Origin of the sequence: Arthrobacter sp. UNCCL28 (assembly GCF_900102805.1) — a bacterium.
Taxonomy (GTDB): Bacteria; Actinomycetota; Actinomycetes; order Actinomycetales; family Micrococcaceae; genus Arthrobacter; species Arthrobacter nicotinovorans_A.
Window position 1 is genome coordinate 1,013,389 of record NZ_FMWE01000001.1, and the last position, 12,272, is coordinate 1,025,660.

Sequence of the window (12,272 nt, forward strand, 5' to 3'; positions counted from 1 at the left end):
GAGCCAGGGACGCCGTTTCTGCTCACTGAAGAGGGACGTTTCTGGAAAGTTTTCGCCGGGGAGGGCCGATGGCCGATGGCCGGGCATCGCCGGGAAGGCCAATGACGGAACCATGACGAAATGACGGAAGAAACGTCATTTTCTATTAGGGCTTTAAGAGAGAGAGTCTTTAAGGGGAGATAGAGAATGACGAAAGAACCGTCATTTCGTCATACTTTCGCCATGACGCCTGTCAGTTGCCCTCCTCGGCGCCGTCAGCGGCCACCTCGGCGCACGAAAAGGCCCTTGCCCAGTTCGGGCAAGGGCCTTCAGAGCGTTTACACGCGGCCGTTATCTTCATCGCCTGACGTGAGTCGCTCCTCCTCGGCGCGCACGGTCCTCTCGGCGTCGGTCAGAAGCCAGCGCCGAAAATCAGTTGCATCGGGCTTGTAGGTGAGTTCCATGGGCGGACCAGTGCCACAGATGCGCTCGCGGGCATGATTGGGTTGATTTTCCGTAGCTGCCTCCCAGTCGTCGAAATGAGCGGGGTCGATAGCGTCAGGCTCGGTCCACTGCCACGGTATATCGAGACGAGTAGCGTCGAGCTTCCGGGAGCCTTTTACGGCTGGCTTGACGACCACGCGCCGGGAAAGCGCCGAAGAGATCAGTTTGCGGCGTCCGGCCGTGTCGCGGTTCTCCCACGCCTCAGCGAAAGTTTCCCCCGTCGCTACTGTCTCCGTTAGCGTCTCGACCGGGACCGCTTCAAGTGCCGTGCGCCGTGCATGGAGTTCGGCCATGCGTGCGGCCAGGAATGCGATATCAGCGCCAGGAGCAGCCATGTCGGCGGCGGTCGCGGCGATAGCTTGCTCAACCTGGGCGAGATCGCCGACGTTACGCGTCGTTGATTCGCGGACCTCGTAGACGTCAAGCTTGCCAGCGACGTTGAGGAACTCAGACGTCAGATGTTTCTCCAGCATGTCGGCGTGAATGCTCACCTTTGCGGGGCAGGCTCCAGCGGGCGCTGAGCACACATAGCGGGCAGCGCGGTTACCGTCTTTGAGCTTGTCCGTGTAGTTAACTCGCATCGTTCGGCCACAGGTGGCGCACTCAACGAGGCCGGAGAGAAGACGCGAGGCGCGCGTCCTGCCAGCACCGGGCATCTTGTTCCAGTCTCCTCGTCGGGCAAGCGCTGCGTGAAGCTGGGCTGACTCCTCCGGAGTGACGATGGCGGGCCACACTTGTACGGGAAGGCCATCTTCTCCGAGGATCGGGCGCCGGGTGCGGGAGTTTTCGCCGGGACGACGGTGGGTCATATAGCCGAGGAGAGCGTCGCGTCGGAGAAGGTCGGCGACGCCGGGCGCGGTCCACTTCTCAGAACGGCGAGGTTTGATTCCCTCGGCGTTGAGCATCTTTGCCACGGCGTACCCGGTGGCGCCGTCGAGGACCGCGTCGACCATACGACGAACAACGGCGGACTCCTCGGGGTGAAGCTCCAGGGCCCGACCCTTCCCGTCGGGGTGCGGGATCGTCCTATAGCCGTAGGCCGGTTCGCCGGAGTGGCGGAAGGTAGATCGCTGGTACTTGCGCGCTGCGGCAACGCGGGAGCGGATCAACTGGCGCTCAGTGCGGCCGAGTGCGGCCATGAGGGCGACCTGGATATCCCAGGCGGGGCTATCAGATCGGAGTCCATCGGAGAGTGCGATGAACAAAGCCGGGGAATGGTTCGCAGCGCGGGCGTCGAGGACGTCCTGGAGGTCAGCCACCGCGCGGGCGCCCATGCGGCTCCACCTGTCAAACTTGTATACGGCGATGACGTCGGCCTCATTGTCTCTGAGCATCCGGAGAGCTTTGTCGGCCTTTTCTCTTGGCTTGCCGCCGCTAAGACCGTCGTCCGTGAAGGTGGCGACGATCTCCCAGCCTTCACGCTCTGCGAGGGCTGCGAGTTCCTTGTTTTGGTTAGCAATGGACACGCTCTCGTCCTTGGAAACACTAAGGCGTAGGTACAGGATCACCCGCTTCGGGGCTGAAGTCTTTATCATGTGTCAATTGTAAGAAAGCGGCCAGACCCTCCCAAACTTCGTGATTTTGGGGCTTCCCGATGCTGCTTTGAACGAAGCCAAGGAACGAATCCGGTCGGCCGCCCAAAACTCAGGGATCCCTCTGAGCCGGCGTAAGATCACCGCCAACCTCATACCTGCATCCCTCCCGAAACGGGGTTCGGGATTTGATCTCGCCATTGCCATGGCGGTTCTTCGCGCCGCCAATGACGTGCGCTCCATCGGCCGGACGGTGTTCATTGCTGAACTGGGCCTGGATGGCCGCTTGCGGCCTGTCCGCGGCATCCTGCCGGCAGTAATGGCAGCAGTCCAGGCAGGCTATCCCGATGTGGTGGTGGCTGAAGCCAACGCCGTGGAGGCTTCCTTGGTCCCCGGCGCCAACGTCCGCGGATACAAGACGCTCGCCAGGCTCGCTTTCGACTTCGGCGCCGACCCCAAAGAGCTGGCTCTGGACTACGATCCCGGGAGCGGCACCCTGCCGGGCGAAGATGAGGACGTCCAAGGCGCCGTTGTGCCGGACCTCTGTGATGTCTCGGGCCAAGGCGAGGCACGCCGCGCGCTTGAGGTCTCTGCCGCCGGTGGCCATCACATGCTGTTGACCGGCCCGCCGGGTGCTGGAAAGACGATGCTGGCTGAGCGCTTGCCGGGGCTGCTCCCGGATCTGGCAGACAACGCTGCCATGGAAGTGACGGCCATCCACTCGTTGGCCGCAGTGCAGTCCTCTGCCGTGCGGTTGGTTCGAAGGCCACCCTTTGAGAATCCGCATCACAGTGCCACACCCGCTGCCATCATTGGTGGTGGATCCGGGCTTCCCCGACCCGGCGCAGCGTCACGGGCGCATCGCGGGGTCTTGTTCCTGGACGAGGCCCCGGAGTTTGAGCGTCGGGTGCTCGATGCCCTCAGGCAACCGCTGGAGAGCGGCGAACTGGTGATTCACCGCTCGGCTGGAACTGCAGCCTACCCTGCCCGTTTCCAGCTCATCCTGGCGGCCAACCCTTGCCCGTGCGGGAAGGCGTCGGGCAAGGGCATGGACTGCACCTGCACCGCCATGATGAGGCGACGCTACTTCGGGAGAATGTCGGGACCGCTGCTGGACCGGGTTGATATCCAGCTTCAGGTTGAACGGGTCTCCTTGGCCGATTTCGGGCAAGCAGGAACAGACGAAGAAGACACACGCACCGTAGCGGCCCGCGTCCTGGCGGCGAGGGCAATCCAGCTGGATCGCTTGCGGTACCTGGGGCTCGAAACCAATTCCCAGGTTCCAGGACGCACTCTGCGGGGTGAGCTGCGGCTGCCGCCGGGGACCACCCGGATCCTGGACACGGCGTTGGAACGAGGAACACTGACGGCCCGCGGATACGATCGCGTGCTCCGGCTGGCCTGGACGCTGGCAGACCTGGGACATGGCGGAACACCAAATGCCGATCACATCGGCCAAGCGCTGGGGCTGCGGCAAACGGCGGCCGTGACATGAGGGAAATTGAATCGAAAGGAACCAGGCCAATGGCCGTAGTGGCGATGCAGGACAAGGAACGGATTGCCCGGGCAGCGCTCGCCCGGCTCATGGAACCCCAGGACTCTGTGGGCCTTGCCTTGGTGCGGGCTCTCGGTGCGGTTGATGCCCTGGGTGTCGCTACCGGGGAACTGCCGACCGGCCCGGCCTTGGAGAAGGAGATCTCGGCCCTCCTTCTCGAAGCCGGAGGACCATCCACCTGGGCCGGGCTCACGGCCAGTCTTCGCCGATGGGCGCCACGCACCAAAGACCTTGCCCCGGATCGCGACCTGGAGACAATGCGGCGGCTTGGTGGGCGTTTGATCATTCCCGGTGATGATCTGTGGCCAGAGCAACTCTCCGATCTCGGTCTTCAGGAGCCGCTCTGCCTCTGGTGGCGGGGCCAGGAGCAGCCGCTGCCCCCTGTTGGTCGAACCATTGCCTTGGTGGGGTCGAGGGACAGTACGAGCTACGGGGCATCGGTCACTGGTGATTTTGCGTACGCCTTGGCCCAGCGCGGCTACACAGTGGTATCCGGTGGTGCCTATGGCATCGATGCCCACGCGCACCGTGGGGCACTCGGTGGTGGGGCAGCCAGCCTGCCCACCATTGCTGTGATGGCCGGCGGTGTGGACCGCTTCTATCCCTCTGGAAATGACGATCTTCTCCGGGCCGTAGCCACCCAAGGCGCTGTTGTCTCGGAAGTGCCGCCGGGATCCGCTCCAACCCGTTACCGCTTCCTGCAGCGCAACAGAATCATCGCAGCCCTGGCATCGGTCACGGTGGTGGTGGAGGCGCGGTGGCGTTCAGGGGCGCTCAATACGGCACATCATGCTGAATCGATCGGCAGAGTTGTTGCGACGGTTCCCGGGTCCATCCACAGTGCGAATTCGGCTGGCTGCCACCGCCTGCTCCGGGAAGGAGGAGCCATCTGCGTTACGGACGCTGGTGAGATCGCTGAGCTGGCCGGTGCCATCGGAGAATCCAACAGCGGGGCAGCAGACGTCGAATCAGCCATACACGATGGCTTGTCGCTTGAAGACCTCATCCTCCTGGATGCCCTCCCGCTCCGATCCGCAAGCTCGGTGGAAAAGCTGACGGTGGTTGCCGGCCTGAGCCCGGATGCCGTGCGGGCAGGTCTGGGGCGGCTGGGGCTTATGGGCTTGGCCAGCTCGGAACGGGGTGCCTGGAAAAGGGCTGGAAACACCTGAGCCGTTCCGGAACATCATGTTGATCCGGCCTGTTGGCCCCTGATGCTGGCAAAGTGGGGTAAGTGGACGGACAATCACTGCCAGCATCGATGCTCAGCGCAATGGAGGGCTTTCGCCGATATCTGGAAGGCGAAAGGGCGAGGTCTGCGCACACAGTACGCGCCTACCTTGCCGATGTAGAGAGCCTCCTGGGATTTGCCGTGCAGGAGGGGATCGAAGAGCTCGGCCAAGTGGAATTGGGCTCGCTGCGGCGCTGGCTTGGCGCACAGAGTGAAGCCGGAATGGCAAGGGCCACGTTGGCCCGGCGGGCAGCTACGGCCAGGTCTTTCACCGCGTGGGCATTGCGGGAAGAGCTCATTGCCGTGGACCCCGCGGTCCGTCTTCAGGCGCCCAAGAGGGACAAGTCCTTGCCCGGCGTCCTCCAGCAGCAGCAGGTGACCCGGATAGTTGATGACCTTAACACTGCAGCGGCAGACGGCGGCCCCATGGCAGTGAGAAACAGGGCCATGGTGGAACTCCTCTACGCCACCGGAGTTCGAGTCGGCGAGCTTGCCGGCCTGGACGTCGATGATCTGGACCCTGACCGGCGGACACTCCGGGTTCTGGGCAAGGGAAACAAGGAACGGACTGTCCCCTACGGGGTTCCCGCAGCTTTGGCAATCGATGACTGGCTTCGCCGGGGACGCCCCGCAGTGGTCACCTCTCACAGCGGACCGGCACTCTTTTTGGGAGTGCGGGGAAACCGGGTTGATCCACGCCAGATCCGGGCCGTGGTCAGCGAACTGCTGCAGGCTTTGGGCGACACTTCGGCCACAGGACCGCACGCACTGAGGCACAGCGCAGCTACCCACCTTTTGGATGGGGGAGCGGACCTGCGTGCCGTGCAGGAAATTCTTGGTCACAGCAGCCTGGCAACCACGCAGATTTACACTCACGTGTCGGTGGACAGATTGCGGAAGAGTTACCAACAAGCGCATCCCAGGGCGTAAGTACGATCGCCGAAGCAGCGCACTGGCGGAAACGGGCGTCGTACGGCAAAATAAGAGCACCACGGGGAAACCTTCAATTCACAGTTGAGGGTTACCCCTGTGCCAAGATCGTCAGTAGTGCTTCACATAATTCAATAGCCTGTCAGGGCCTGCAAGAGTCACTTGGCATCCGGCAGCAACAGCAAACATCCAGGCAGAGGTCGTTGGGGAAGACGTACCTACAGCTATGGAGGATGGAATGTCTGTTGCAACAACCCGCGGTGTCCTGTTTGTGCACTCGGCCCCTACGGCACTCTGCCCGCACGTTGAGTGGGCCATCGGATCGGTCGTAGACAAGCGGACCGATCTTGAGTGGACCCCTCAACCTGCCGCGCCTGGAATGTTCCGGGCAGAGTTGTCGTGGACCGGGACTCCCGGTACCGGGGCGCAGTTGGCATCAGCCCTTCGGGGTTGGGCGCATCTGCGCTACGAGGTAACCGAAGAACCGAGCCAGGGAGTGGACGGAGCCCGTTGGTCCCACACCCCGGAGCTCGGAATTTTCCATGCCGTCACGGATGTCCATGGCAACATCATGGTCACCGAGGACCGCATCCGTTATGCCTACGAATCAGGTGCAGGGGACCCCTCGGCTGTCTACCATGAGTTGTCCCTGGCGCTGGGTGAAGCCTGGGACGAGGAACTTGAACCGTTCCGGCACGCCGCAGAAGGCGCTCCCGTCCGCTGGCTCCACCAGGTCGGCTAGAACGCCGCCGCAGCTGAGGCCGGCAGCTTCGCTGAAGTGTTCGACGCCGGCAATTTCCATAGCAACGAAAAGGGCCCCACCGGATGGTGGGGCCCTTTTCACGTCTCACTTAGTCAATGCCCGCAGGCAACCGACGCTTAGACGTTCCTGACTGCGATGACGGCATTGTGTCCGCCGAAGCCGAAGGAGTTGCTCAGCGCCACGATGTCACCGGACGGAAGATCACGGACGGACGTCACGACGTCGAGGGGGATCTCAGGATCCTGGTTTTCGAGGTTGATGGTCACCGGTGCCTTGCGCTCGTAGACGGCGAGCACGGTCAGCACCGCTTCAACAGCCCCTGATGCGCCCAGGAGGTGGCCCATCTGCGACTTGGTAGCGGAGACCGCCACATTGTCCACATGAGTTCCCAGAGCGGCACGCAGGGCCGTGTACTCAGGTTTGTCGCCCACCGGAGTGGATGTTGCATGGGCGTTGACGTGGACGACGTCTTCGGCCTGGATGCGGCCGTCGAACATGGCAGCCTTCAGCGCCCGGGTTGCGCCAAGACCTTCGGGGTCGGGGGCGGTGATGTGGTAGGCATCGGCAGTAACGGATGTTCCAGCCAGTTCGGCGTAGATCCGGGCGCCACGGGCAAGGGCGTGTTCCTCGGCCTCGAGGACCAGCGCGCCGGCGCCTTCACCCATGACAAAGCCGTCGCGGTCGATGTCGTACGGGCGGGAGGCACGCTCCGGCTCGTCGTTGCGGCGGGACAAGGCCTGCATGGAGGAGAACGCAGCCATGGGCATCGGGTGGATGGCAGCCTCGGCGCCACCGCACACCACAACGTCTGCTTTGCCCGAGCGGATCAGATCCAAGCCCAGGTGAAGGGCTTCGGTTCCGGAGGCGCAGGCCGACACCGGGGTGTGGGCTCCCGCACGGGCTCCGAGGTCAAGGCTGACCGCCGCTGCTACACCGTTGGGCATGAGCATGGGAACGGTCATGGGCAAGACCCTGCGCGGCCCCTTTTCCCTGAGCGTGTCCCAAGCATCAAGGAGCGTCCATACGCCGCCGATGCCGGTAGCAAAGGCTACTGCCAGCCGGTCGTGGTCAATGTCTTCAAGGCCGGAGTCAGACCACGCCTCGCGGGCAGCGATCACGCCAAACTGCGTTGAGGGGTCCATGCGCTTTGCCTCTACGCGGCTCAGGACCTCAAGTGCCGGCGTCGAGCACCGGGCAGCAAAGTGGACGGGGAGGTCATACTTGGCCACCCACTCGTCGCCGAGTGTGCGGGCACCGGAGACCCCTTTCAGCGCGTTCTGCCACATTGTGGGTACGTCGCCGCCGATGGGAGTGGTGGCCCCCAGACCGGTTATGACTACTTTGCGTGCCATGCGATCACTCTCTGTCGGATAGCCGTCCCGCCTGAAGCATTACAAGGGGAGGCAAAAAAATCTTTGGGTGTTACTGCGGCTGTGCCGGGCGCGAAGGATGGAGATCCCGGCCCGGCACAGCTGGTGTCAGGACTAGGCCTGTGCGTTGGCGATGAAGCTGACGGCGTCGCCGACGGTCTTGAGGTTCTTGACCTCTTCGTCCGGGATGCGTACGCCGAACTTCTCTTCAGCGTTGACAACGATGGTCATCATGGAGATGGAGTCGATGTCCAGGTCCTCGGTGAAGGACTTGTCGAGCTCTACGGCTTCGGTGGCGAGGCCCGTCTCTTCGTTGACGATTTCAGCCAGGCCGGCCAGGATTTCTTCGTTGCTAGCCATTGTTGGCTCCTTTTCTTGTTGTACCGGCTACTGCCGGAAAGGGGGCAAACCGCGGGTTGCGGTTTGGGTTTGTAAGTCGTATTCAGTTGGCTGGTGAGAACCCGGGATGATTCCCGGTCTACGGCAGAACCACTACTTGGGCACCGAAGACCAGCCCGGCGCCGAACCCGATCTGAAGGGCCAGGCCGCCGCTTAGCCCAGGGTTCTCCTGAAGCAAGCGGTGCGTTGCCAACGGGATGGACGCCGCGGACGTGTTGCCTGCCTGGGCGATGTCGCGGCCGATGACAACGGATTCGGGAAGCTTGAGCTTCTTGACCATCTCGTCGATGATCCTCATGTTCGCCTGGTGCGGAACGAAGGCCGCGAGGTCGCTGGCTTCAATTCCGGCTGCGTCGAGCGCCTGCTGGGCGACCTTGGCCATTTCCCAAACTGCCCAGCGGAACACGGTCTGGCCATCTTGCCGGAGTGTCGGCCAAACATCCTGGGTGGCCGAAAGAATGGCGGGATCGTCGATTTCGTCAGAATGCCTTGCGGATTCGCCCAGTTTCTTGACGTCTTCGAGGGAGTGGGTCATGCCGATGGCGTCCCATTTGCTGCCGTCCGAGCCCCATACCGAAGGGCCGATGCCCGGTGTGTCGGACGGACCGACCACAACGGCGCCTGCGCCGTCGCCGAGGAGGAATGAGATGGTGCGTTCATGGTTGTCGATGACATCGGAGAGCTTTTCCGCGCCGACAACCAGGACGTACTGGGCTGCGCCGGAACGCACCAGGGCGTCGGCCTGGGCAACGCCGTAGCAGTATCCCGCACAGGCGGCCGAGATGTCGTAGGCAGGTGCCGGCGTCGCGCCCAAACGTTCGGTGAGGGCCGCAGCAGCCGAGGGAGTGGCGTAAGGGTGTGTCACGGTGGAGACAATCACGGCGCCGAGTTGGGACGCTTCGATTCCAGCTTGCTGGAGTGCCTCCCGTGCAGCGCCTTCAGCCATGTCGATCACGCTGATGTCGGCAGCAGCGCGGTGGCGGGTAATGATGCCGGTGCGCTGGCGGATCCACTCATCCGAGGAATCGATCCACTGGCAGACGTCTTCGTTGGTGACGATGACATCGGGACGGTAGGCGCCGATGCCGAGGATGCGCGCATTCTCGTTGACAACAGTCTTGTTCAGCACGGGAGTGCTCATGCCTGTCCCTCCAATTCTGCGAAGAGCGCCAGGGCCGCGGACAGGTCATCCGGGGTTTTGACGGCGACGGTCTTGACTCCGGGCATGCCGCGCTTGGCAAGGCCGGTCAGGGTGCCGGCAGGGGCGAGTTCGATGACGCCGGTGACGCCGCGTCCCACCATTGTCTCCATGCACTTGTCCCAGCGGACCGGGCGGGAAACCTGGGCGATCAGGCTGTCGACGGCGGCCGGCCCGGCTGTGACTTCCTGGCCGTCGTGGTTTGACAGCAGTGGAACCGTGGGGTTTTGCGGCGAAAGCGAGGGTTTGAGGGCTTCAAGTGCGCTGACTGCAGGTGCCATGTGGGCGGTGTGGAAGGCGCCTGCAACCTTGAGCGGAATCACGCGGGCCTTGGCCGGGGGATTTTCGGCAAGTGCCTTGAGCTGCTCGAAGGTACCTGCTGCGACGGTTTGTCCGGCTCCGTTGACATTTGCCGGCGTTGCGCCCGTGGCTTCGATGGCTGCCAATACTTCAGCGGGGTCTCCGCCCACCACTGCACTCATGCCCGTGGGGGTGACCGCGGCGGCAGCAGCCATGCTGTTGGCGCGTTCCCGCACGAAAGTCATGGCCTCCGCTTCCGTCAGGACACCGGCCAAGGCCGAAGCGGTGATTTCGCCGACCGAGTGGCCGGCGAGGATCACCGGCAGGGTGCTGAGTTCGACGTCGAACAGCGACGTGGCAGCAACGAGTCCGGCCGCAACGATCAGTGGCTGGGCCACCGCAGTGTCCTTGATGGTTTCTTCATCAGAGGTGGTGCCGTGGGCCTTGAGGTCAATGCCTGCGATCTCGCTCAAGTTGGCCAGTTGGCCTTCGACGGAGGGGAGTTCCAGCCAAGGGGCCAAAAATCCGGGGGTCTGGGAGCCCTGTCCAGGGCAGACGATTGCAAGCACGTATCCAGCTTTCCAAATTGCCACGTGATCCACTGGTGTTTTGGTACACCAAGCTCACTGGGTCAGTTTGTAGGAAGTCTACAACGGTTCAGTTCTGTGAACGCGACGCATGACGCTCGGCAGCGGCTTTCGGTTGGGCCGAAAGCCGTCCTACTACCAAGGCGGTTTGGAGCACAAAAGCCTCCCTGGGAAGGAGTGGATCCCAGCCCGTGACGTCGCACACACGCTTCAAACGGTAACGCACAGTGTTGGCATGGACGAACAGTTCACGTGCCGTGGCTTCCAGGGAGTGACCCAGTTCAAGGTAGGTCCCCAAGGTCTCCACCAGGCCATTTGAGGCGGCCAGCAAGGGACGGTAAATATTCTTGATCAAGGACCTGCGTGCCGCGTCGTCACCGGAGACAACGCGCTCGGGAAGCAGGTCGTCGGCGGCAACGGGTCGCGGGGCGGAGGGCCAGGCGCGGGCGGCAGTGAGGCCCGCGAATGCCGCTTGGGCAGAGCTGCTGGCCTCCAGCAGGGACCCGGCCTCAGGGCCGTAGACCACAGCGCCCGGGGCGAAAAGTTCGCTGAGTTTGAGGTAGGCAGTATCGCGGTCCTGGACGCCGCCAAGGATCAGGATGAGCCGGTCACCCTGGATGCCCACCAGGGCGTCCTCGGCAAAACGTCCGGCAGTGCGCCGCAGTTCACTGACGTAGCTGGCGCTGGGTTCCGACGGCGAGTTGCCCACCATCACCGTGAACCGCTCTTGGGCTTTCCACCCCAATGCGGCGATCCTTGACCGCAAGGCATCGGTGTTCTCACCACGAAGGATGGCGTCCACGATCAGTGCTTCCAAGCGGGTATCCCAGGAGCCCCGGGACTCAGCAGCCCTTGCGTAGACGTCCGCGGCAGCAAAAGCCACCTCCCGCGAATACCGCAGGACCGCTTCACGCAGTGAGGGCTGATCGGATTCCGGCGCGATCACCGGAACCTGGTCCTCCACCACTTCGACCACGATGCGGATCAACTGCAACGCCTTTTGCAGGCTGATGGAGCGGGTCAGTTCGGTCGGGGCATTGCCGAACACATCGGTAAGGATCCATGAAGGCGAGCTGGGCCGCTCATACCAGGTCACAAACGCCGCGATGCCGTTCTGTGCCACCAGACCCAACGCCGAGCGTTCATCGGAGCTCAAACGGCTGTACCAAGGCAATGACTTCTCGAGCTGCCGCATGGTGCTGGTGGACAATTGGCCCACGTTGGCACGGAGTTGACGCAGAGTTTCGGCCTTTTCCGGCGACAACGCCTGGGTTGCTGCCTTGCGCTTGGTGGTGGTTTTGCTCGGCTCTGCCATGGAATGAGCATACGGCCCATCCCGGACAAGCTCCATTTGTGAGAAGGCTACAACTCGCGTTGTTGCTGATCACAGGTGCGGGAGCCGTCTTCGGCCATGTTTGCGTCGCGCTGCCTGGCTGAACCATCACCACATGGTTAAACCACGACGGCGGCCGCCACCTTTCGGTGGAAGCCGCCGTTGCGTTGGTGCTGGCATTCCCCGCTGCCGGACTATGTCCCGGGGTTCGCCTGCGGGTTTTGCTGCCTGCAGTTGTTAGGCGTCTCCGCCTGCTCCGCCGGTGGTGCCGGCATTTACATCCAGGAGCCGGTACTTCTCGATGGCCTTTTCCAGGGCACCTTCTTCAACTTCTCCCTTGGCGGCGAGGAGTTGGAGGGTTTTGGCGACGATGGAGTGGGTGTCGTTTTTGAAGTAGCGGCGTGCGGCTTGGCGGGTGTCGGAGAAGCCGAAGCCGTCTGCTCCGAGGGAGGCGAAGTCGTTGGGGATGAATTGGCGGATTTGGTCGGGGACGGCTTTCATGTAGTCCGAGACTGCGATGACTGGTCCGGTGGTGCCTGCGAGTTGTTCGGTGATGAACGGGGTGCGGGCGGGTTGGCCGGGGTTCAGGAAGGC

At 63.1% G+C, this 12,272-nt stretch carries 9 protein-coding genes and 2 pseudogenes; 4 read left to right on the forward strand and 7 right to left on the reverse strand.

The genetic code is table 11. From position 1 onward, the window contains the following. Nucleotides 1-317 precede the first annotated feature (317 nt). Nucleotides 318-2,018, reverse strand: a complete 1,701-nt coding sequence (locus tag BLQ01_RS04570; RefSeq protein ID WP_091550296.1) for a recombinase family protein — start codon at nt 2,016-2,018, stop codon at nt 318-320. Between the two features lie 19 nt (nt 2,019-2,037). On the opposite strand from BLQ01_RS04570, the pseudogene BLQ01_RS04575 reads away from it, so the two are divergent. The 4 genes and pseudogenes from BLQ01_RS04575 to BLQ01_RS04590 form a co-directional block, all read left to right on the forward strand. Then, nucleotides 2,038-3,510 (forward strand): annotated as a pseudogene (locus BLQ01_RS04575) (YifB family Mg chelatase-like AAA ATPase); the annotation flags it as partial. Continuing rightward, complete coding sequence (gene dprA, locus BLQ01_RS04580) at nt 3,507-4,739, forward strand: DNA-processing protein DprA (RefSeq protein WP_091550298.1); 1,233 nt, start codon at nt 3,507-3,509, stop codon at nt 4,737-4,739. The pseudogene BLQ01_RS04575 and the gene dprA, both read left to right, overlap by 4 nt. A 62-nt stretch (nt 4,740-4,801) precedes the next feature. Continuing rightward, a complete protein-coding gene (locus tag BLQ01_RS04585; protein WP_175493333.1) occupies nt 4,802-5,728 on the forward strand; it encodes a tyrosine recombinase XerC in 927 nt (308 codons plus the stop codon). Between the two features lie 238 nt (nt 5,729-5,966). Then, nucleotides 5,967-6,470, forward strand: a complete 504-nt coding sequence (locus BLQ01_RS04590) for a DUF3145 domain-containing protein (protein ID WP_026005636.1) — start codon at nt 5,967-5,969, stop codon at nt 6,468-6,470. Nucleotides 6,471-6,607: 137 nt separating this feature from the next. Here the strand turns inward: BLQ01_RS04590 and BLQ01_RS04595 are convergent, their stop codons facing one another. The 6 genes and pseudogenes from BLQ01_RS04595 to BLQ01_RS04620 all read right to left on the reverse strand — a co-directional run. Next, a complete protein-coding gene (locus BLQ01_RS04595) occupies nt 6,608-7,843 on the reverse strand; it encodes a beta-ketoacyl-[acyl-carrier-protein] synthase family protein (RefSeq protein ID WP_026540274.1) in 1,236 nt (411 codons plus the stop codon). Nucleotides 7,844-7,975: 132 nt separating this feature from the next. Continuing rightward, complete coding sequence (locus BLQ01_RS04600; RefSeq protein ID WP_011692310.1) at nt 7,976-8,221, reverse strand: acyl carrier protein; 246 nt, start codon at nt 8,219-8,221, stop codon at nt 7,976-7,978. A 118-nt stretch (nt 8,222-8,339) separates the two neighbouring features. After that, complete coding sequence (locus BLQ01_RS04605; protein WP_026540275.1) at nt 8,340-9,401, reverse strand: beta-ketoacyl-ACP synthase III; 1,062 nt, start codon at nt 9,399-9,401, stop codon at nt 8,340-8,342. Then, nucleotides 9,398-10,327, reverse strand: a complete 930-nt coding sequence (locus tag BLQ01_RS04610) for an ACP S-malonyltransferase (RefSeq protein ID WP_175493334.1) — start codon at nt 10,325-10,327, stop codon at nt 9,398-9,400. The genes BLQ01_RS04605 and BLQ01_RS04610 overlap by 4 nt, the downstream gene beginning before the upstream one ends. 88 nt (nt 10,328-10,415) lie before the next feature. Beyond that, complete coding sequence (locus BLQ01_RS04615) at nt 10,416-11,660, reverse strand: PucR family transcriptional regulator (RefSeq protein WP_026540277.1); 1,245 nt, start codon at nt 11,658-11,660, stop codon at nt 10,416-10,418. Between the two features lie 255 nt (nt 11,661-11,915). After that, nucleotides 11,916-12,272: pseudogene (locus BLQ01_RS04620) on the reverse strand (pyruvate dehydrogenase (acetyl-transferring), homodimeric type); the annotation flags it as partial.